The 19,810-nt window shown below is 66.6% G+C and carries 24 protein-coding genes and 3 tRNA genes; 12 read left to right on the top strand and 15 right to left on the bottom strand.

The annotated features are described in order from the left end of the window. Window positions 1–436: 436 nt before the first annotated feature. From pspA to pgsA, 4 genes are all read right to left on the bottom strand, one after another. A complete protein-coding gene (gene pspA / locus ACFRAQ_RS09210) occupies window positions 437–1,261 on the bottom strand; it encodes a phage shock protein PspA (protein ID WP_357096702.1) in 825 nt (274 codons plus the stop codon). A gap of 187 nt (window positions 1,262–1,448) precedes the next feature. Next, on the bottom strand, window positions 1,449–1,814 hold the full coding sequence (locus tag ACFRAQ_RS09205; RefSeq protein WP_213556733.1) for a helix-turn-helix domain-containing protein: 366 nt from the start codon (window positions 1,812–1,814) through the stop codon (window positions 1,449–1,451). An 81-nt stretch (window positions 1,815–1,895) separates the two neighbouring features. Next, window positions 1,896–2,390: a CinA family protein gene (locus ACFRAQ_RS09200; RefSeq protein WP_379100162.1), complete on the bottom strand. Its 495-nt coding sequence runs from the start codon at window positions 2,388–2,390 to the stop codon at window positions 1,896–1,898. A 52-nt stretch (window positions 2,391–2,442) separates the two neighbouring features. After that, on the bottom strand, window positions 2,443–3,051 hold the full coding sequence (gene pgsA / locus ACFRAQ_RS09195; protein ID WP_379100160.1) for a CDP-diacylglycerol--glycerol-3-phosphate 3-phosphatidyltransferase: 609 nt from the start codon (window positions 3,049–3,051) through the stop codon (window positions 2,443–2,445). A 228-nt stretch (window positions 3,052–3,279) separates the two neighbouring features. On the opposite strand from pgsA, the gene ACFRAQ_RS09190 reads away from it, so the two are divergent. Next, complete coding sequence (locus ACFRAQ_RS09190; RefSeq protein WP_357096706.1) at window positions 3,280–3,822, top strand: amino-acid N-acetyltransferase; 543 nt, start codon at window positions 3,280–3,282, stop codon at window positions 3,820–3,822. Window positions 3,823–3,863: 41 nt separating this feature from the next. After that, the gene (locus ACFRAQ_RS09185) at window positions 3,864–4,148 is read left to right on the top strand and encodes a YciI family protein (protein ID WP_379096463.1); all 285 of its coding nucleotides are present in this window, start codon (window positions 3,864–3,866) and stop codon (window positions 4,146–4,148) included. Here ACFRAQ_RS09185 and ACFRAQ_RS09180 read toward each other — a convergent pair. The 3 genes from ACFRAQ_RS09180 to ACFRAQ_RS09170 all read right to left on the bottom strand — a co-directional run bounded on the left by ACFRAQ_RS09180 (window position 4,108) and on the right by ACFRAQ_RS09170 (window position 7,716). Beyond that, window positions 4,108–5,412: a glycosyltransferase 87 family protein gene (locus ACFRAQ_RS09180; protein ID WP_379096460.1), complete on the bottom strand. Its 1,305-nt coding sequence runs from the start codon at window positions 5,410–5,412 to the stop codon at window positions 4,108–4,110. The genes ACFRAQ_RS09185 and ACFRAQ_RS09180 overlap by 41 nt on opposite strands. Before the next feature lie 481 nt (window positions 5,413–5,893). Then, entirely contained in the window at window positions 5,894–6,661 is a 768-nt protein-coding gene (locus ACFRAQ_RS09175; RefSeq protein WP_379096457.1) for a pyrimidine reductase family protein, read from the bottom strand. Then, entirely contained in the window at window positions 6,658–7,716 is a 1,059-nt protein-coding gene (locus ACFRAQ_RS09170) for an asparagine synthase-related protein (protein WP_379096454.1), read from the bottom strand. The genes ACFRAQ_RS09175 and ACFRAQ_RS09170 overlap by 4 nt, the downstream gene beginning before the upstream one ends. A gap of 222 nt (window positions 7,717–7,938) precedes the next feature. Here ACFRAQ_RS09170 and ACFRAQ_RS09165 point away from each other — a divergent pair, with 222 nt between their 5' ends. Continuing rightward, window positions 7,939–8,445 carry a hypothetical protein gene (locus tag ACFRAQ_RS09165; protein WP_379096452.1) on the top strand — a complete coding sequence of 169 codons (507 nt, stop codon included), beginning with the start codon at window positions 7,939–7,941 and terminating at the stop codon, window positions 8,443–8,445. Here ACFRAQ_RS09165 and ACFRAQ_RS09160 read toward each other — a convergent pair. Together ACFRAQ_RS09160 and ACFRAQ_RS09155 are read right to left on the bottom strand one after the other, a co-directional pair. Next, a complete protein-coding gene (locus tag ACFRAQ_RS09160; RefSeq protein ID WP_379096449.1) occupies window positions 8,442–8,933 on the bottom strand; it encodes a hypothetical protein in 492 nt (163 codons plus the stop codon). The genes ACFRAQ_RS09165 and ACFRAQ_RS09160 overlap by 4 nt on opposite strands. Window positions 8,934–9,109: 176 nt before the next feature. Then, the gene (locus ACFRAQ_RS09155) at window positions 9,110–9,490 is read right to left on the bottom strand and encodes a DoxX family protein (RefSeq protein ID WP_379096446.1); all 381 of its coding nucleotides are present in this window, start codon (window positions 9,488–9,490) and stop codon (window positions 9,110–9,112) included. 132 nt (window positions 9,491–9,622) lie between these two features. Here ACFRAQ_RS09155 and ACFRAQ_RS09150 point away from each other — a divergent pair, with 132 nt between their 5' ends. From ACFRAQ_RS09150 to ACFRAQ_RS09140, 3 genes are all read left to right on the top strand, one after another. Continuing rightward, complete coding sequence (locus tag ACFRAQ_RS09150) at window positions 9,623–10,513, top strand: LysR family transcriptional regulator (RefSeq protein WP_379096443.1); 891 nt, start codon at window positions 9,623–9,625, stop codon at window positions 10,511–10,513. Window positions 10,514–10,772: 259 nt separating this feature from the next. After that, window positions 10,773–10,845, top strand: a tRNA-Leu gene (locus ACFRAQ_RS09145). Window positions 10,846–10,914: 69 nt separating this feature from the next. Then, window positions 10,915–10,990, top strand: a tRNA-Arg gene (locus tag ACFRAQ_RS09140). Window positions 10,991–11,313: 323 nt separating this feature from the next. On the opposite strand, the gene ACFRAQ_RS09135 is transcribed toward ACFRAQ_RS09140, so the two are convergent. Next, window positions 11,314–12,234: an Arm DNA-binding domain-containing protein gene (locus tag ACFRAQ_RS09135; RefSeq protein WP_379096440.1), complete on the bottom strand. Its 921-nt coding sequence runs from the start codon at window positions 12,232–12,234 to the stop codon at window positions 11,314–11,316. Next, complete coding sequence (locus ACFRAQ_RS09130; RefSeq protein WP_379096437.1) at window positions 12,231–12,407, bottom strand: helix-turn-helix domain-containing protein; 177 nt, start codon at window positions 12,405–12,407, stop codon at window positions 12,231–12,233. The genes ACFRAQ_RS09135 and ACFRAQ_RS09130 overlap by 4 nt, the downstream gene beginning before the upstream one ends. Before the next feature lie 57 nt (window positions 12,408–12,464). On the opposite strand from ACFRAQ_RS09130, the gene ACFRAQ_RS09125 reads away from it, so the two are divergent. Further along, the gene (locus ACFRAQ_RS09125) at window positions 12,465–12,638 is read left to right on the top strand and encodes a hypothetical protein (protein WP_379096435.1); all 174 of its coding nucleotides are present in this window, start codon (window positions 12,465–12,467) and stop codon (window positions 12,636–12,638) included. 6 nt (window positions 12,639–12,644) lie between these two features. Here the strand turns inward: ACFRAQ_RS09125 and ACFRAQ_RS09120 are convergent, their stop codons facing one another. Continuing rightward, window positions 12,645–13,736 (bottom strand): nuclease-related domain-containing protein, encoded by a 1,092-nt coding sequence (locus ACFRAQ_RS09120; RefSeq protein WP_379096427.1) that lies wholly within the window; start codon window positions 13,734–13,736, stop codon window positions 12,645–12,647. A 948-nt stretch (window positions 13,737–14,684) separates the two neighbouring features. Here ACFRAQ_RS09120 and ACFRAQ_RS09115 point away from each other — a divergent pair. Continuing rightward, on the top strand, window positions 14,685–15,338 hold the full coding sequence (locus tag ACFRAQ_RS09115; protein WP_379096424.1) for a hypothetical protein: 654 nt from the start codon (window positions 14,685–14,687) through the stop codon (window positions 15,336–15,338). 627 nt (window positions 15,339–15,965) lie between these two features. Here the strand turns inward: ACFRAQ_RS09115 and ACFRAQ_RS09110 are convergent. After that, window positions 15,966–16,253 carry a hypothetical protein gene (locus ACFRAQ_RS09110; RefSeq protein ID WP_379096422.1) on the bottom strand — a complete coding sequence of 96 codons (288 nt, stop codon included), beginning with the start codon at window positions 16,251–16,253 and terminating at the stop codon, window positions 15,966–15,968. A gap of 515 nt (window positions 16,254–16,768) precedes the next feature. On the opposite strand from ACFRAQ_RS09110, the gene ACFRAQ_RS09105 reads away from it, so the two are divergent. After that, a tRNA-Arg gene (locus tag ACFRAQ_RS09105) sits at window positions 16,769–16,835 on the top strand. Window positions 16,836–16,844: 9 nt separating this feature from the next. Here the strand turns inward: ACFRAQ_RS09105 and ACFRAQ_RS09100 are convergent. Further along, entirely contained in the window at window positions 16,845–17,054 is a 210-nt protein-coding gene (locus ACFRAQ_RS09100) for a DUF397 domain-containing protein (RefSeq protein ID WP_379096419.1), read from the bottom strand. Then, on the bottom strand, window positions 17,041–17,955 hold the full coding sequence (locus ACFRAQ_RS09095; RefSeq protein ID WP_379096417.1) for a helix-turn-helix domain-containing protein: 915 nt from the start codon (window positions 17,953–17,955) through the stop codon (window positions 17,041–17,043). Before ACFRAQ_RS09095 ends, ACFRAQ_RS09100 begins: the two co-directional genes overlap by 14 nt. Window positions 17,956–18,135: 180 nt before the next feature. Between ACFRAQ_RS09095 and ACFRAQ_RS09090 the strand changes: the two genes are divergently transcribed. From ACFRAQ_RS09090 to ACFRAQ_RS09080, 3 genes are all read left to right on the top strand, one after another. After that, window positions 18,136–18,348 (top strand): hypothetical protein, encoded by a 213-nt coding sequence (locus tag ACFRAQ_RS09090; protein WP_379096414.1) that lies wholly within the window; start codon window positions 18,136–18,138, stop codon window positions 18,346–18,348. Continuing rightward, complete coding sequence (locus ACFRAQ_RS09085) at window positions 18,335–18,640, top strand: hypothetical protein (protein WP_379096411.1); 306 nt, start codon at window positions 18,335–18,337, stop codon at window positions 18,638–18,640. The genes ACFRAQ_RS09090 and ACFRAQ_RS09085 overlap by 14 nt, the downstream gene beginning before the upstream one ends. Before the next feature lie 121 nt (window positions 18,641–18,761). Beyond that, window positions 18,762–19,658 (top strand): helix-turn-helix domain-containing protein, encoded by an 897-nt coding sequence (locus ACFRAQ_RS09080; RefSeq protein ID WP_379096408.1) that lies wholly within the window; start codon window positions 18,762–18,764, stop codon window positions 19,656–19,658. Window positions 19,659–19,810 lie beyond the last annotated feature (152 nt).

Here is a 19,810-nt window from a genome sequence, read left to right as displayed (position 1 = left end):
GACGCTTGCGGCTGCGCCACCCTGTCGGTGCGGCCGACGGCGGCGTCTGCGGCACGGCGTGAGGCGCGGACCGGGGCGCGCGCGGCGGGGGCGTCGTCGTCGACGGCGAGGGATCGGATTGCGCGGGCGCGGTGGCGGCTCGGGCAGTGGAGCGGTCATCGAAGGGCGCGCCCGCTGAAGCGGCAGCGGCCTGACCGGCCGGATCGGGTTCCGGCGCCGGGAAACCGGCCGGAGAGGGCGCAGAAGCCGTTCCGGGCCCGGAGGTTTCGGGCTGCGCGGGCGGCTGGGAGTTCGCGGGCGCACCGAACGGTGACGGGAAGCCCGGGATGGGATCGGGGGTTTTCGTCCGGGTTCGGCGGAGAAAACGGGCAGGGGAGGTCGCGGGACTCTGGTCGGCCCGCGATCTCCCCATCGTGTACTACTTTCCGCGCAGCAGTTACTGCTGGGCGGCCTGGCCCTTGTTGAACGGCTGCGCGGCCGGCTGGGCGGGCTGGCCCTGCGGGATCTGCTGCTGGGCGCCGCCCGACGGCAGGGCGTCGCCGCGCATGGAGGCGCGGATCTGCTCGAGGCGGCTGTGGCCGGCCATCTGGATCGAGGCCTGCTGGACCTCCATCATGCGGCCCTGCACCGAGTTCTGGGCCAGCTCGGCCGAACCCAGGGCGTTGGCGTAACGACGCTCGATCTTCTCGCGCACCGCGTCCAGGCTCGGGGTGGTGCCGGGGGCCGACAGCGTGGAGTCCATCTGCTGCAGCGAGGCCGAGACCTGCTCCTGCATCTTGGCCTGCTCCAGCTGGGACAGCAGCTTGGTGCGCTCGGCGACCTTCTGCTGCAGCAGCATGGCGTTCTGCTCGACGGCCTTCTTGGCCTGGGCGGCGGCCTGCAGCGACTGGTCGTGCAGCACCTTCAGGTCCTCGACCGACTGCTCGGCCGTCACCAGCTGCGCGGCGAAAGCCTCTGCGGCATTGGTGTACTGGATCGCCTTCTCGGTGTCGCCCGCGCCGGTGGCCTGGTCGGCGAGCATAACCGCCTGGCGCGCATTGGCATTGAGCTTCTCGACCTCGTCCAGCTGACGATTGAGCTTCATCTCCAGCTGGCGCTGGTTGCCGATCACCGACGCGGCCTGCTGCGACAGGGCCTGATGCTGGCGCTGGGCTTCCTCGATGGCCTGCTGGATCTGAACCTTCGGATCCGCATGCTCTTCGATCTTCGAGTCGAAGAGGGCCATCAGGTACTTCCAGGCCTTCACGAACGGATTAGCCATCGATTGATCCCGCCTCCATATGACGTGCCGCGCCCCGTAGCGCGACAGTAGTGCGCGACCGTCGCGCACCCCTGTTGTCCCATATCTCCACTGTGCAACGGTCGTTCCGGAGATTTCGGCAACAGCACGACCTCTCCGGGACGAAGCCTACAGAGAATTTATCCCTTTCGGCCCCTCAGTACAGCGATCACTTGGCGGCCACCAGCACCAGACGATCCGACTTGGGCGCCGGAATCACGATGCGGGGGCCGAAAGTTCCATCCGCGGCCATCGCCACGTCACCGTCGCCACCCCGGACGGGCACCTTCGCGGCGGCCTTGTCGGCGTCGGCCATGGTTGAGCTCACATCGAACAGCACCTGCGCCAGCGGGACGTCCAGGGCCTGGCAGATGGCGGCGAGCAGCTCGCTCGACGCCTCCTTGCGACCCCGTTCGACCTCGGACAGGTACCCCAGGCTCACTCGCGCGGAGGTGGAGACCTCACGCAGCGTCCGGCTCTGGGCGACCCGAGCGCGCCGCAGGCTTTCCCCGATGGCTTCTCGCAGCAGCGTCATCTCGTTCTCCTCACACTCGTCTCGCCGGACCCAGCGTTTGACTGGACAACGTCCGGCGTCGGCCGCGCGTTCCCGGTGTCGTCACTCGCCCCGAACCAAGCGGACGAGTTCGGTGACCGCGGCGCGTACCGCGCCCACCCTGATCGTCCACCGGTCTCCCGGCAACTTCAACCGAAGCACCTCGGTGGACTCCGGACCCGCTATACCAACAAATACCGTGCCAACCGGTCGGCCGTCCTGTGGTTCGGGTCCGGCGACTCCAGTGAGTCCGATTCCCCAGTCCGCTCCGCACCGCTCACGTGCGCCGACGGCGAGTTGCTCGGCGGTGCTCGCGGCCACCGGACCATCGGAGGTCAGCGTGTCGGCACTCACACCGGCGAGCGACGCTTTGAGGTCGGTGGCGTAGACGATCAGCCCACCCCGCAACACCGCGCTCGCGCCGGGAATTCCCGCGATGGCGGCGCTGAGCAGTCCGGCGGTCAGCGATTCCGCGGTGGCCACCGTCTGATCGGCGGCGAGCAGCGCGGCCACCAGGTCGGCGGCGGGCGCGGAGGTGACCAGGGGATCGGGCGGGATGGGACCGGCGGTCGCTACGCGCGACAGCAGGCCGTCGATGTCCGGCCGGACCTCACGCGGCACGACTGCCGCCCGGCGACCCGAACCACAGCCTGGCCGCTTGCACGACGTAATCGAGACCGGTGACCACCGTCAGTAGCACGGCCACGTACATCAAGTCCATTCCGGCGGTGGCGAAGGCGCCCGAGAGCGGCAGCAGCAGCACGCCGATCGCGACCGACTGGACCAGGGTCTTGAGCTTGCCGCCCCGGCCCGCGGGAATCACCCCGCGCCGGACCACGGCCAGCCGCAGCAACGTGACGCCCAGCTCACGGGCCACGATCACCAGCGTGATCCACCAGGGCAGGTCGTGCAGCATGGACAGCCCGATCAGCGCGGCGCCGATCAGCGCCTTGTCCGCGATCGGGTCGGCCAGCTTGCCGAAGTCGGTGACCAGACCGTATTTGCGGGCCAGTTGCCCGTCGATGCGATCGGTGATGGCGGCGACGCCGAACGCGGCCGCCGCGGCCCAGCGCCACTGGGGGTCGTGTCCGCCGCGGGCGAACAACGCCATCAGGAACAGCGGCACGATGAGAATGCGCAGGATCGTGAGCACGTTGGCGATGTTGAGCAACGGCACCGGCTTCGGCTCGACCAGCGTCTCCGACCGGTGCGCGGCCATGGCGTCCGAGCGGTCGGCCTGCGGGCGGGTGGCGGGCGCGAAGCCCGGACTCACCGCGGGACGGGGGTCGGCCCAGCGCCCCTCGATCTCGTCACGCTGCACCGTCACCAGCGCCCCCACCGGCCGCGGGACCGGCCACGGTTTCCGGACCAGGCCGGGATGCGGGGGAGCTGGATGTGCGACACACCGACAAGCCTATCGGTACGCGGGCCGACTACTGTGCACCCCATGACAACACGGGCACCAGACAGCGGTTCGATCGGCGGGCAGGCGGCGGGAGCGCCGGTCGTCCGCCGAGCGCGAACCTCTGACGTGCCCGAGATCAAACACCTCATCGACATCTACGCCGGCCGCATTCTGCTCGAGAAGAACCTGGTCACTCTCTACGAGGCGGTGCAGGAGTTCTGGGTCGCCGAACGCGACGGGGTGATCCTCGGCTGCGGGGCGCTGCACGTGTTGTGGGCCGACCTCGGCGAGGTGCGCACGGTCGCGGTGCACCCCGATATCAAGGGCACCGGCGCGGGGCGGCTGATCGTGGAGCAGCTCATCGCGGTCGCGCGCGAGCTGGAGTTGCGGCGGCTGTTCGTGCTCACCTTCGAGGTGGAGTTCTTCGCCCGGCACGGGTTCGCGGAGATCGAGGGCACGCCGGTGACGGCGGAGGTGTACGCCGAGATGTGCCGGTCCTACGACACCGGTGTCGCCGAATTCCTGGACCTGTCCTACGTCAAGCCGAACACGCTCGGGAATACCCGAATGCTGTTGACGCTCTGACTCCTCCGTATCCGTCACCGATTTCGATCAGGAGCGTGCCCATGGCCGTCTTCGCCATCCACTACGTCTACTCCGAGGCCACCGTCCCGGCCCGCGACATCCACCGTCCCGAGCACCGGGCCTGGCTGAACGCGCTCGTCGACGAGGGCACCGTGCTCACCAGCGGGCCTTACGCGGACGGGTCCGGGGCGCTCATCCTGGCCTCGGCCGAGGATCTGGCCGCGGTCACCAAGCTGTTCGAGGACGACCCGTTCAATCGTGAGGGCCTGCTCGAGGACAAGCGGATCACCGAATGGTTGCCGACCATGGGCGCGTTCGCTCCCTGAACCACGCACTGCGCCAGATGATCACGGCGCTGGTCGCGATCATCAGCAGCGGATAGCAGCCCGCGTAGGTCGGCACGGTGAGGTAAGCCCACCACACCGATCGGTCTGCGCGGGGCAGCATGAACAGCCCGATGCCGATCGGATGCGGGGAGCCCTCCATGGGCGGACGGTCAGAGAACGTCCACCACCAGCAGAATCCAATGAGGACGACGCTCGCGGGGGCCAGCATCGCCCAGCGGACGGTGGCCGTGCGCGCGTAATGCCAGGCGAGAATCGCCAAGGGCATGAACCACACCCAGTGGTGTCCCCAGGAGAACGGGGAGACGCAGGCGGCGGTCATACCCGTCACGGTGACGGCCAGTAGCTCGCGGTTCGCCCGACGGGCCAGGACGGCGGCGAGCAGGCCGAGGACCGCGACCGGCAGAACCACGAGCACCCAGAGCCAGGCCGGTGGCTCGAACACCGTCATGCCGAACGGGTTCGACGTGTAGCGCTCGATGTCGAAGAAGCGCAGCAGCTGCGCGAGGAAACCGTTCACGGACTGGTTGGCCGGGGAATCGACCGCGCCGACGCGTTCGGGGGCGGCGATCTGACGGCTCCAGTAGGACCAGGCCTCCTGCGGGCGTAGCAGGAAGCCGATCGCGACGGTCGCGGCGAACGCTCCCGACGCGACGCCCAGGGACCGCCATTGGCGGGTGCAGGCGAGGTACAGCAGGAAGAAGATCGGCGTCAGTTTGATTCCGGCCGCGAGCCCGACGCCCGCGCCGCGCAGCGATGCCGCGCGCGGTCTCGTGAGGTCCCAGACGACCAGCAGCGCCAGGAAGATGTTGATCTGGCCCAGCCAGATGGTCGTGCGCACCGGCTCCAGCACGGTGCACACCACCGCGAGCGGGAGCGCGAACATCCACGTGCGCAACACGTTCCGGTATCCGAGGGCGATCAGGCAGCCCCCGGCGAGGCCGACGAGCGCCGCGAGGGTGGCCGTCCACCACAGGGCTTTGACCGTGACGAGGGAGAACAGCGTGAGCGGCACGAAGGCCAGGGCCGCGAACGGGGTGTAGGTGAACTCCATGCCGAACACCACCGGACCGTCGTACAGGCCCGACCGCGCGCGGATCACCGCACCGCCCGCCCGGTAGACGTCCAGATCGACGCCATTGCTGAACAGTCCGTAGTAGGGATCGCCGATCGGCAGCGCGTAGATGTGCCACACCACCGCGGCCGCCGCGAGCAGCAGGCCGATGATCAGCATCCGGTCGGTCACTTCGGGCTCGGCGCGCGGGTTCCGCGCCCTGACGACAAACTCTTTAGCCCCCGCAACCATCAGTCCACGATAACCACACAATCCGGACAGCGGGCGCAATCATGCTGCGCCACACCAGATTTCACATCACATTCGACTGGCACGACCGATCGAGCCCCGGACCGGTCTGCGTCGGTTCGGGGCCCGCTCGGGGGTAATCGCCCATGGTGATCGCTCAGCATGTTTGACGAAATAGGACAGTACCGGCAGCGACACGCCCCGAAACGGACGTGTGAGCCGTACCACACGCCCTGGCCAGTGGCCCCACACGGTTGTGGGTGTCGCCGATTCGATCAACTTCCCGCGAGGCGCGGGAGCCTCAGCCCGAATATAGTGGGCCACTGAGTATTTCGTGGCACGACAAAGACAATCAGCACCCGATCACGCGAATCATCGTGCGCCGGAGCCGAACCGGAGCCACGCCGGATTCGAGGCGCCCGCGCTATGACTTCCGCGCCCAGCGGGCGAGCTGGAAACCATCGGTATCGAAGATGATGTGCTTGCAGTCCATCCGCAGCCGCGCCGGACGCTCGGTGTGGGTGATGCGGCGGGCATCGCCGCAGACCACGGTGGGTGCGGTGGTGACGCAGAGTTCGTCGAGCACGTCATCGGCCGCCAGCTGGCCCGCGAGGCTCGGGCCGCCCTCGCACAGGATGCGGCGCATGCCCAGGCCGACGAGGGTGTCCATGATGGCGGCGGTCTCGACGCGATCCGGGCCCAGCTCGACGACCTGTGCGCCCGCGGCGGCCAGGTCGCGTTTGGCGGCGGCCGGTGCGGCGGCGGTGGTCAGGATGATCGGCGGGACGATCGTGTCGGTGAACAGCCGGGATCCCGGATCGATGTCGGCGCGGCCGCTGACCACCGCGAGCGGCGGAACCGGTTCCAGGCCCTGGGTTTTGCGGCGCTGCTGACCGGATTCGGGGATCCGGATGCCCCGGTAGTCCTCGACCCGGATGGTGGCGGCCCCGACCAGGACGACATCCGCGAGGCTGCGCAGCAGTTTCAGGACACGCTGATCCAACGGGCTGGTCAGGCCGCTGGAGGAACCGTTCGTGCTGATCGCGCCGTCCACGGAGGCCACGAAGTTCGCGCGGACGCGGGGCTCGGAGGTGTCGGGGTAGGCGTAGAGATCGGCGAGGTCGTCGTCGGTGAGGCCGGCGGCGCCGACGATGTCGGGGATCCCCGCCCCCGAGGTTCCGCTGGTTGTCATCGGACGCCCTTTCCTTCTCGATCCGTACTGAGCCCTGCTCGATCCGTACTGAGCAGAGCCAGGAACAGCCGGGTGGCGACCGATTCGTACGGCTCGGTCATCGGGTCGCCGTAGGCGGTCGCGCCGGGCATAGCCGTAGCCCGCCTCCGGGCGGCGGTGGCCAGTGCGCCCATGATGCCCGCCGAACGCTGGATCGCCGCCTTCTTCGCCCAGGCGAGTCCCCGCGCCGATTCGGGCAGCAGGGCCTCGCAGGCCAGGCGCAGGCACAACTTGTCGGCAGGTTCTCCGTCATGTTCGCCGAAAAGCGCTGTCGGGGCGAAGGTCTCGGCGACCTCCCACATGCGGACGGTTTGGAAGACGTGCACGAACCGGTCGGCGTACTCGCCCATGATCCGCGGATAGAAGTCCGGCACCAGGCGGGCGTGGACGAAGTTGTTCGCCGATTCCTTGCGGATGGTGCGGTCGAGTTCCTCGACGGCCTCGGGCGAGCCGATCGGGTTCCGCAGTTGTTTGCCGCCCGCGACGATCGCGTCGGCGCCGCTGCCGGTGAGGATCGGGCCGACCGCGCCGAGGCGGTCCAGGGCGGGCAGCGCGGCGAGCAGCGGGACGGCGTAGGTGACCTCCCACAGCTCCGGCACGCCGAGGCGTTCGATCGCGTGCGCGGCCAAGTCGACGATGGCTCGCTCATCGATCTCGACGATGTCATGAGTGAGGCCGAGGGCCCGCGCCGCGGCTTCCGCGTTCTCCCGGTCCGTACCGCCCTCGGAGACAATGGTTATCGCGTGCGGGCGCACACCGGCCGCGACGGCGGCCGCGGTGACCAGGATCGAGTCGACTCCACCCGACAGCAGCACCACCGGGTCGGCGGTCGCGGCGTCGAGGACGGCCCGCAGCCGATCCCGCACCTCCTGCCCGATCAGTGCGGCCGCCACCTCGGGGTCGGTGACCTGCCGCGATCCTGGATCGGCCGTGGCGATATCGCGCAGGTCGGCGACGAACTGCATGGTCTCGCCGGTCTGGTCGGCGCGGACCCGCTCGTTGCGAGCAGTCGTCATGGGTTCGATACTCCTTCGCCGCGAGTCACGCAGTCGAACCTACAACACCCGGCCTTCCGGAAATTCCAGCCGTGACGGGGCAAATCGGGCACGCCGGACGGGTATCGGCCTCGAATAGGAAGCGTGGCGAACCGTGTTCGTGTCCGGGCCGCCGAGCGTTCGAATTCACCCCTGCGCAGCGTGAATCCGTCTGCGCACCTCCTGGAAAGGACGAGCAGCGTCATGTCCGCCCGCGTCGTTCTCGTGATCGTGATTCACCTGATTCTCGCCGCAGTCACGATCACCCCCGCCTCCGGCGAGCCACTACGCCCGGGCCGGTATCGCATCTTCCTGGAGGCCCAACCGGCCTACACGCTGCGCCCGGCCGTGACGGCCCCCACCGGCGCGAAGGCGATCGTCGACGACGGCGCGGACGTGAATCGCTGGGAGACGGTGTTGATCACCTACAAGCCCGCGGGTCCGCTCTACCAGCTGCTCAATTCTTCGACCCGGTTGTGCCTGCAACCGGTCAAGCTCGATCCGGTCACCTATTCCGTGGGGCAGGCCGTCTGCGGGGTCGCCGACACGGGCCTGTGGTACGTGAGCGAGACCGCGGGCAATCATCGTGTCAGCCTGGCGTCGGACCCCAGTCTGACCCTCTACGGCGATACCGCGTCGGCGGTGCCGATCGCGCTGCTCGGTCACGTCAGCGACGAGCCGCGGGCCCGCTGGGTCTTCAAGCGGATCTAGCCGCGATCGCCCTTGGTTTCGGGCCCGTCGCCGGATCCGATGCGGCGCGGTTTGGCGATGGGCCGGATGCCGGTGGCCGGGGCGTCGTCACCGGTTCGGCGCCGGCGCGCCGCATTGAAGTCGATCACGCTGCCGTCGCCGCGGCCCGCCTCGGGAGCGGGCGCGGGGTACTGTGCGCGGCCCGGGTCGATCGGCAGCCAGCCGGTCTCCCCTTGCAGTTCCGCGCGGGTCACCGGCCGGGTCGGCGCGGGATCGTAGGCGGAGCCGCCCGCCGGATTCCAGGGCATGGACGGCGGGCCGGGGGCCGGATCGGTGGTGCGCCGCGGGCGACGCGGCAGCCGGGTGAGATTCGAATCGTCTTTTTCGGGCGTGGAAGCCTCGCCTGCCCGCATGGCTTCCAGCTTCGCGCGCAGCCGTTCCACGGCATCGAACCGGTTCGCGCCGGGCCCCGGCAGAGATCCCCGCCCCGGCACTTCCTGGTCCGACATCGAACTATCCTCCGACGGGTGCCACGACACCCGCCGGCACCCCGTGCTGAATTCTGTACTTCATGATGGCGACGCTCACGTCCGCAATTCTCCCATTCCTGACCAATCAACGATAACCGGGCGGATCGCGTGGTGAGGTAGGGCGGGTCCGGGCGTCGCGTCGGCAGGACAGGTGGTCAGGCGAACGACCAGTGGCCGAAGCGGCCCACGGCGATGAACACGGCAATGGCGACGTACACCAGGTTCACCGCCACGAGCGTGTAGTCGCCGCGTCGGCCGTGGGTGTACATCGCCCCGGCCATCAGCGCGATCCAGGCGACGGCGGTGACCGGGACCAGCACCGGCGCGACGCCCAGCACAGCGGGCAGGATGAGCCCGGCCGCGGCGAGGATCTCCAGGCCGCCGAGCGTGCGGACGAATCCCGCGCCCAGGTCGGTGACCCAGCCGCCGCCCGGGGCGGCCGCCAGTTTCGCCATCGGCAGGAGGGCCTTGTTGAGTCCGGCGACCAGCGCGACCGCCGCGAGCAGTCCGGCCGTGATCCACAGTGCGATGTTCATGAGATGTCCTTCACTCCAGGCGGTTTCGGCTCCGGGTGGGTAACCGGTTTCGGTGATGAACTCAGCATCGCGGCAGGTCAGCGGGGGAACAAGGTAAGGTTCGTGGACCGATCGATAAGTGTGGGGTTATCAATGGAGTTGCGGGACATCGAGATCTTCCTGACCCTCGCCGAGGAATTGCACTTCGGGCGTACCGCGGAACGACTCCACGTCTCCCAGGCGCGGGTCAGCCAGGCCATCGCCAAGCAGGAGCGCCGCATCGGCACCGCGCTGTTCGACCGCACCAGCCGCCGAGTCCGGTTGACGCCGGTCGGGCGGCGGTTGCGCGATGACCTCCAGCAGGTGCACGGCCTGCTCCAGCAGGCGCTCGCCCGCGCCGAGGCCGCCGGGATCGGTGCGGGAAAGACCGTGCGGCTGGGCGTCTTCGGCCATGCCGGTCACGAATTGCGCGGCCTCGTAGACGCTTTCCGGACCCGGTATCCCGGCTGCGACATCCAGTTCGGCGAGATCAACGCCAGTGACGCGTTCCCGGCGCTGCGAGCGGGCGAGCACGATGCGGCCGTCCTGTGGCTACCGGTCTCCGAGCCCGACTTCAGCGTCGGACCGACTGTCCTCACCAGCGGCCGAGTCCTGGCCGTCCCGGACCACCACCCCCTCGTCGAACGTGGCGCCGCCTCCCTCGAAGACCTCGCCGACAACCAGGTGCTCGACTACGGCCCCGACGCCCCCGACTACTGGGCCGCCGCCATGACCCCGGCCCACACCCCGTCGGGCCGACGCATTCCCCGTGGCCCCGTGGCCCGAACCTTCCACGAGATCCTCACCCAGGTGGCCTCCGGCCGCTGCGTCCACCCGCTCGGCGAAATCGCCGCCCGCTACAACAATCCACCCGGCATCGTCTTCCTCCCCATGCCGGACGCCCCACCCCTGCATTTCGCCCTCACCTGGCGCTCCAGCACCGACAACCCGGCCCTGCACGCCCTGGCCCGCACCGCCGCCGACCTCGGCCCGATCGCACTCTGACCCGGCGCCCTCCCCCGTCCCGAAATTCGTTTTACCGCTGGGCAACCCGTTGCTACCGTGGTTCCAACACACCACGACGACAGGAAAGGCGGCCCCCGTGACCGAGCTGAACCAGCCCCGCACCACCTTCGACCTCGCCCGCCGCCTGCGCGTCCGCCTCGGCGTCCGGAGCGACTCCTAACGGCCTCGACCCACGAGCCGCCGGGGCCGCCTCCGCACCATCGCAGCGGGGAGCGGCCCTTTCGCCATCCACGCCCATTCCCTCGTAGCCCAACGGGAGAGGCAACGGTCTCAGATGCCGTCCAGTGTGAGTTCGAATCTCACCGAGGGAACCCACTTCTCACGCCCCGCGCACCTCAACGGCGAGTAGATGTCAACGGCAGACATCCGCGCGGGGCCGAGTGCCCGTAGCTCAGCGGAGAGAGCGCCTGCCTACGAAGCAGGAGGTCGAAGGTTCGAATCCTTCCGGGCACACCACAAAACGAAGCCCTGACCAGCAGTCCAGTGGTCAGAGCTTCGGTCGTGTTGGGGATCATTCGTCCTTAATGTCACGAGTTGTCACAACCGCCCCCAACACAGCCGCTGCGTCGGCAAGTGCGTGAGCCTGTGAATGGGCGTAGGTGCGCTGGGTGAAGCTGGCATCGGTATGCCCGAGCCACACGGCGATCACGGCAATCGGGACCTTCCGAAGGTGCATGGTCGTGCCCGCAGTCGTGCAGCCGAATATGACGAACCTCAGCCGCTTTGGCCGTCTTGATCCAGCGGTGCGACAACGTGTGCGGGTGATACGGGTTGCCCGCCTAATCGCACGCCACATACCCACCGTTGCGGTACGCATCCCCGATCACCAGCTTCTCGGCGACCTGCCGACTCTGCGCCCGCTTGAGCACCTCCACCAGGTCGTCATCCACGGGCAACGTCCGTCTCGACGCCTCGGTCTTGGGTTCGTCCTCGAACACCGCGCCGTCCCCCGCCGCCCGACCGCCCTCGATCGACAGCGTTCCGGACTCGAAATCAACTTTCCACCAACGCAATCCGCCGATCTCACTGCGCCGCAACCCATGCAGGGCCAGATGCCACAGGTGCTCATTGCGGTCTCCGTTCAGACTTTCGAGCACCTGGCGAACCTCGTCAGCCGTGTAGGTATCCGGTGTCTTCCGACGCTGCGGCGCGGCCTTGATCTGATCGGCGACGTTGCGTGCCAACAGCTTCCGATCCATCGCGTAATCGAGAACCGTCGAGGTGGTGTCCACCGTGCGGTTCAGCGAGCGGGGACCCCACGGACGACGCACCCGGCCCTTCTCGGTCATCATGCCGCCCTCACGCAGCACCATCACCAACTCGTCCAAATGCTTGCGGGTGAGCTTCTGCACCGGGAGCGAACCGTACCGCTGCTTGACCGGTGCGAGGTTGTACTCATAGCCAACCAGGGTGACCCGCCGCACCGAGTGCAGACTCTTCAGCCAGTCGTCGATGATCTCGGCCACGGTCACGTCCTTGCGCGGGACAAAGGTCCCCGAGGGGGCTTGGTCGAGGAATTTGGCCAGTGCGTTCCGCGCCTCCTTCTCGGTCTTGAATCGCCGACGGATCTGGTGACGCTTCCCGGACTCCGGATCACGGCCTGCATCGGCCACCACCTCGTAGCGCACAACCTCCTTCTTCGTGCGCCGATCGGTCACCATCATCTTCGTGATCTGCGGCGGCAGCTGCTGGCGACTCATGCGGCGGCCCCATCCAATCGCGCGATATAGTCCGCCACCGCCTGCTCGGTGACGAAGCGGCGCCGACCAATCTTCACCGACCGCAGCTCACCCGAGATGATCAGTTCGTAGTACTTGCTGTGGCCGACCGGAATCCGCTGGCGGACCTCCTTCTCGGTGAGCAGCTGTGCCATCGTCCGTCCCTCCGCGTTTTCTGCGGATCACTTCCACTCGCGCTTGATGACTACGTGGTGAGCATCGGAGATGTCGACCGCGTCATCAACATGCTGGTCGGCGACACTCAGCGAATCTGGATCTATCCCGAAAGGGGTTGGGCCATCGAGCAGGACGTGCCGGCCGACGTTCGTGAGGCATACGCCCGCCTTGTCGAGGCAGGGTTTACCCGCCGCCTGCTCAGCGAGTAGCGAACCTCAGCAATCGGGCTGGAATGGGTAGCACCCAGGCCGGGTTCCCTGCTGCGGCACCAGCGACACTTGCGCAGACCCTGGGGTGCCGGCCTCGGGCGGCAAACCCGCCGGAGCATCAACCGAAGTGGTCACTGGGCGCGAACCACGGTTGTGCTCCGCCAGTGAGTGAGAAGCGCTAACCACCAGCCAGATACCGCCGCCCAGTACCACCGCGGCAAGACCCGCGATCAAGAGCGATCCAAGCGCTCGACGTTCGCCGCGGCGCGTGCGACGACCCGACCGACGAGGCCGACGAGACTCGGTTGTGCCCCACGAAACGCGGGACGTTTGGCGGTCGAACAGCAAATCGGGAGTCGTGTCGCTCGTCGCGGTTGAGGCCGCTTCCATGCCACGTGCCGACCAGTGATCAACAAAGCCCATGTCCGACACGACTTCACGCGGAGCGGCACTCTCAGCGCCCCCGCCAAATCCTTCCATCGCCAACGCGCTGGCACTCGCCCCGGAGTCGTTGACTCCCAGCTGATCCAGCATCGCCCGAACACGATCGACCGTCCAAACTTGCCGATGGAAGGTACCTCGCTGAAACCAGGTGAACAGATCGTTCGGCCGATCCCCGAGCAAAATATCGACACCCTTGGGCATCATCCGCTTCGTTGGCTTGTCCAGCGTCACAGTCGTTCCCGACCTCGGAACGATCACCACCAACGCCGAGACGAACTGTTCAGCTCCGGTCGCCTTCTCGGTCAACGCCTTCAAGGCGTACATGGCCGACTTCGCCTGATAGATCGGATTCACGTCGCCACCGCGTACATGCACAGGGTCACCCTCGTAGCCGAGCATTGACCACGACCCGTTGACCGGACAGGACAGGACACCGCCGAACTGACTGAACGTACCCTTCACCTCGATGCAGACGCACGAGTTCGGTGTGAACACAATGAAATCCGCCTCCTGTCCAGCATCCTTCCTCCGCCTACCAGGTACGTGCGCCCCCGCGACAGCGAGACCTGGAACCCGGCAGGCCCGTAGCCACTCCGCCACGGCTCTCTCGGTATAGGGCGCATCAGCCCGCTCATTGACGACCAGCACGGCCATCCCCCTTGGATTGTTCGAATCGATCAAGAATGCGTTCAACGACTTCGTTTGCGTGGGATCTCGAATGGAACAACGGTAGACCCACACACCGACATCACGAGCCGATCTAGTTGCAGCACAACAGAATTCATTTGCACCCACGTTCGACTGGCTATCGCCCAGCCACGAACCCCATCACGCCGCCACCCCGCTCCACGAGCCGAATCGCTCCTGCCGCGAGACGCCCCATCTGGGCTCGACTCTCAGATTCCCCCGGCGTCTTCAATCCTCCTCATCCACTGCCGAATTCCGCCATACAGGATCAAGAGCGGCGCGCAGGGCGCGCCGCCCCACACAACGGGCGGGCTGCGCAGGCTCCGCCCACCCGGCGCGGCGGTGTGTTGCGGCCCGCCCAGCGCACCGCCGGAAACCTGTACAGCCATACAGGCCAAGAGTTTTCACGAGGTGATCGGCTGGGATGACGGGATAGGGAAGGGAGTCCCCACGATCAAATCCGGACTGTGTGAATACAGCCCCACTCAGCCGAAGACGCCCCAGTCGAGGAGGCCCCACTGAATCCAGGTGCAGGCGCTTCCCGAAGTGGGATCGCCTTGCGGTTGAGTGTCCCTCCTTCCTCATGGCCCGATTGTCTCGCTCCAGGAGGCCGAGTCAAGGGAAAGAGCGCCCTTGACACGACCTCCTTCCGCTGAGGGCGGCCAGTATGAGAAAGCAGGGGAAATGCAGTCTCGCGGTCTGGAGCGGGCGTGAAACTCCAGTGCGATAGAACGACGGTCGAGCTAGGGTTCCATCCTCATGAACAGCACTTCCGTGTCTGAGTCCGCGTGGGCCGACCGTGTCGAGCGTGTGCGGACCGCCGTCGCTACTTGGTACGAATGGCTTGGAGAGCCGAAGCCGTCAGCACCGACCAGCGCGATGCTCGGAGATGACCGCATTCATTCAAAGCGGCCCGTGAGCCAGATCGCCTGGCAGGGTCTACTGACCGCGACTGACAACTTGGGATTGATGGTGGACAGCCAGCACGCCATCGGTCATCGACCCATCGCACCATTTACACTCGCTCGGGCTTCGCTCTTCGCCGCGTCTCGAACTGTATGGATTCTGGCCCCCTCGTCACGCCGGACTCGGCAGGAGCGAGCTCTATGGGCAAACTTTGAGGATGTTCGGAACCTCGTCCTGCTTGTGACCGAGAGCCCGCGCGATCCCTCAGAGCCGGGAGCGGTCGCGGCCAAGGCTCACGTCGAATCCGAGTTGAACGAGCTCAAGGAAGTCGCTTTGGACCGGTTGGGGCTCGTCCTCAACTCCAAAGGCAAGCCTACGGATACGAGCATCATCGAGGCGGCTGCCGCCTATCTGGATCCGGACGATGGCGATGAGCGGCGGGCAATCAAGATGCTGTGGCGAATCCACTCAGGTCATGCGCACGGTCTGAGTTGGCCGAATCTCCTCAGGCCGCCAGCAGAGGGGTTCGTTGGACCGGACGGTCACAACTATCGAAGGCAGATTGCGGACCGTCGTGCCTTCGGCGAGGCTGCCAGCGCGGCGATGCTCATGACGAATGCGGCATTCAACCTCTACGACCAGCGTGTTACCGCCCACCTCTAAGAGACGGCCTCGCCCGGCAATGAGCGGGGCCACCGCGGCGTTCTCAGCTGCACCAACCAGAGATCCAGCGTCTGGTGATGTCCCGCCAGATCCTGCGCGAAGCTGGAGCCGGGTAGTGGCCCAGTTCGACATAACTGCCTGTGCACCTTAGGATCTCAACGCTACTTAGCCTTGCGAACTGGGGGAAGCTTGAACTGCGGGACCTGCGGAATGAAGATTCCATGGGCTGGGCGCATCTGTCCGTACTGCCATGCACCAAAGCGGTCCATTGGTTGCCTGCCATTCCTGCTGCCAGGATGGTTGGGCATCGCAATTAGTGCCGGCGTCCACGCTGGCGAGTGGGCGACCTTTCTCCCGCACCACCTCCAGATGGCACTCAGGTATGGCGTCATCGCAGTGATCCTTGTCGGACCCCTGATTCTGCGAAGACTGATCTATCTCCGGCGCCGCACCATGTCGAACGACTGACTCTCTGCCCCGTCCGCAGCACGTCCGCAGTGCAACTCACCTTGGCCATTACCCACCAACGAAGCCAACCGCCAAGGTGCAGGCAACCACGCAAAGCTCGACCTCAACCAACGAACCGAAACGCCCAGCAGGCAGTTCGAGCTGCACTACGACGTTCAGTCAACGTAGTGAAGCGTGAGCAAGTTCGAGTCTGACCACGTTGGCGAAGTCCTGCTCAGCAGCACGCAGACGGTGTACGTCCTCATTGGGTATGCGCCCCGGCCCGCGCTGCGCTCTGATCAGGATGAGGTCGTTCAGATCCTTTGCCAGTTTGAGGGCAGCCTGAACAATCCGATCCGAATCTGCAACGATCATCACCCGGCTGATGGCGTCGTCCAGTCGAGCGTCATATTCGGCTCGCCCCTCGGCGATCACGGTGCCCTTGGCCTCGTCCGTTTCGCTGATCACCTGGAACCGTAGGTCCGAGTACATAACGAACCTTCGAAATGTCCGGACGGCCGCGAGAAGCTCGACGCACGCATCACGTCGATCCGCAAGCCGCTTTTCCGAAGCTGTGAGGCGGTGCGTCCGGACCTGTATGCGAGAAGTGATCAGACCGCCGATCCCAACCCCGACGATGGCCGAGACTGGACTGAGGATTGCCAACAAGACCTGCAAACCGCACTCCCGCGAACGTTGGCCCAGAAGGTTCCGTGGATCGTACAACGATCCGCAGGAGGTCCGCAGCAACACCGGATGCACTCCGTCCCCGCCAATGCGGCCAATGGGCAAGTCCTCTGGTCAGCCGATGACACCGACCCTCACCAACGACAGCCAATCCGAGCAAACGTCGAGAAGCACCAGCTCAAAAACCGTCAGGCCCAGAAGTCGGCTCGCTGTCACCGAGTTGTCACAACCACTGCGGACGAACCCTGACACTGACGTACCGAAACGTTCCCGAACCAGACACAGCCATACGGCCAGTAACCCGCACTGGGCGGCCGAGTCTGCCTACGAAGCAGGAGGTCGAAGGTTCGAATCCTTCCGGGCACACCGAGTTCAGCGTCGGTCGAACGAACCCGCTGCGACCACACTGATGAACGAATCCCATTGGGCTGGAAGCAGAACCAAAGCGCCACCGGCCGGGTTCTTCGAATCACGCACCCCGATGCCACCGTCGCCGAGCCAGGCCACCTCGACGCAATCCCCCTGGCTCCCGCTGTGACTGCTCTTGAACCAGGCAGCTCCGGATAGGTCAGTGCTGCTCATGTTCGAACTCCTTGATGACTCGGCGAACCAATTCGCGGCTCGGCCCATCGTCCAGTGCCGCACTGCGAATGGCTGCCGCGAGCTCACTGTAGAGCCGAACCTCGTCCGGCTTCTCCAGATAGACATCCTGGGTGGGGCCGCCTTCGATGTACACGATCGGCGGTTCGATTCGATCGCCGTCGGGCTCGAATTCGAGGAGGGTGAACGAGCCGCGCGGCATGCCCCAGGTCAGTCCGGCCGAGAACGGGTGGATTCGCACTGTCACGTTGGGCAACTTCGAGACCTCGGCCAGATGACGCAGTTGCGCTGCCATGACCGGGCGGCTGCCGATCAGTCGGTGCAACGCTGATTCGTGCAGCAGCACCTCCAGCGCGATGGGGCGGGTCTTGCGAGTGACGATGACCTGCCGCCTCATTCGATGCTCGACCCTGCGATCGATGTCCTTGCGGTTGGCGAACCCCGGATAAGCACCGATCACGGCCCGCGCATAGTCAGCGGTTTGCAGCAGTCCGGGGATGTGCTCGTGGTAGGTGGTCAGCCGATCCGCGGCAGCCTCGAGACCGGTGTACATGTTGAATGCCTCCGAGTACAGGCCGCCGTACGCGTGATACCAGCTTTGTGTTCGCGCGATCGTCGCGAGATCGATAGCGGCACGCAGTTCGGCCGGGCCGACCCCGTAGACCTCGCACAACGCACGCACATCCTGCTTACGCACCTTCTGGGTTTGGCCCGCCTCGATTCGTTGCAGCGCGGACGCGGAGAGATCCGCGAGCTTTGCTGCGGCGGCAATCGTGAACCCGTTCGCATCCCGGCATTCCCGAAGAAAGCGACCGAGTTGCCGTCGCGGCAAGGTGGAGCCCGAAGCGGCTTCCGCCCCGTACTTGTCATCTTCGCTGGCCATGCCGACATCCCTCATCATCGAACCGGGTGGAACGGGTCACGAAATCGGGTGCTGCATAGAGCATTATCGGGTAGAGCGGTGGACCTTCGGGCGACTTTCGATCGGGTACCCGATTTTGCGTCAACCGATTCTCCGGCGGCGGTCTACTGGTGGCACAGCATCGGCAGGGAGGAGATCGTGATGTCCACCGTGAGCACGTGGTCGGTCCAGTCCATCATCGACCGCATCGAATCCGAGCGGCGGAAGGGCGGGGGCGTCGGTCGTCGGCGGCGGCGGCCCACGCCGCACTGCAGGCGCTCGTGCGGCGCATGGCGATTCGGCGTGGCGCTGCTCGCGCTGACCTTCCTCGACGGCCGCGCGGCAGGATGGGGTGGCCGCCATGCCATGCGATGAGTCCGAACAGATCGAGCTGCAGGTGATTCAGGATGTGCTGGACACCGTGGAGGCCAGGATCCGGGAACTGGAGCGGCGCGGGTGGCGGTTGATCGTGCCGCGGTCGCGCGTTTACGCCGCGGTGCTGCTCGCGGTCGTGGTGAGCGCACGAGACGCGCATCACATTCCAGCGACGCTGGATCGAGCCTCGATTCTGGACGAAATCCTCGACGGCACAGAACCATTCGATGGTTCTGACGTGCGGCGTTCGATGGAGGAGACCGTCCGCGGCTACGCCACGCCCACGAACTGAACGTCGCCCGGCCGCCGCTCCCGTCGAGCGCGCTGATTCACGAGTCGACCGGCCCGGCTTGACTCGGCTGAATCGAACTGATTCGATCTGAATCATCATGGTTTCATCGAATCAGCCGGCAGTGGGCGCGACGGAGGCGGCAGTCAGCGCCGCGAGTTCCGTTGCGCACCAGTCGAACCCGCGCCAGCAGCTGGCCGCGGAGTTGCGCCGGCTGCGAGACCTGGCCGGAATCTCCGGGCGAGAGTTGGCCAAGCGCGTCGGAATCAGCCAGTCGACCTTGTCCCGCATCGAGGCGGGGACCGTGGTCCCCCCGCTACCGCAGGTGCTCGGCTGGGCCGAAGCGGTTGGGGCGGAATCGGATTCCCGGCAGTCGCTGCGCGCGCTCACCGAGGCCGCGCACTCACCCGAGGTGCAGGACTGGGCCGGTGCGCTGGCACACCGCCCGCATCTACAGGACGATGTGCAAGCCCTCGAGCAGGATGCGCAGGTGGTGCGGAACTTCCAGCCCGCGCTGGTGCCGGGTCTGCTCCAGACCGCCGACTACGCCCGCCGGGTATTCGCCACCTTCGATCCGCCCTATGCGCCCGACGCGCTGGCGGCCGCGCTCGCCGCGCGCCTGGATCGGCAGCGCGTGCTGTACGACCCCGCCAAGCGGTTCGAATTCCTGATGACCGAGGCGGCCCTGCGCTTTCGGCCCGGACCCCATCGCCTGCTGCTCGCGCAGCTGGACCGGATCATCTCGATCGAGACCCTCGATACGGTCGCCATCGCGGTGATTCCGCAGGACATCGAGGCGAGCACCACGATCCCGCACGGTTTCGTCATCTACGAGAACGAGGACCACGCCCTCGCCTCCTCGGAACCGATCGCGGGAAGCATGGTCACGCGCGGCCCCGAACTCGTCGACGCCCATCGCCGCCGCTGGGCGGCTCTGGCCGAAATGGCTTTACACGACACCGATGCTCGTGCATTGCTCTCCGAACTACGGAGCGAAATCCAGCGCACAGCAACCCATTGACCATTTTCCAGCGGCCGTCGAGGGGTCGGCCGCACGTGGGGGTGGTGGGGGGGGGGGGGGGATGGTGGGGTCCCCCACACCCAAAAAAAAACCGGATGGAAAAATAAACGGCCCCCCCCCCCCCCCACACACCCCCCCCCACAAATGAGTTA

The sequence above is a fragment of the Nocardia sp. NPDC056611 genome (genome assembly GCF_042792755.1).
GTDB lineage: Bacteria > Actinomycetota > Actinomycetes > Mycobacteriales > Mycobacteriaceae > Nocardia.
Note: the sequence above shows the minus strand (reverse complement) of the source record. Positions and strands in the feature narration are given on the sequence as shown.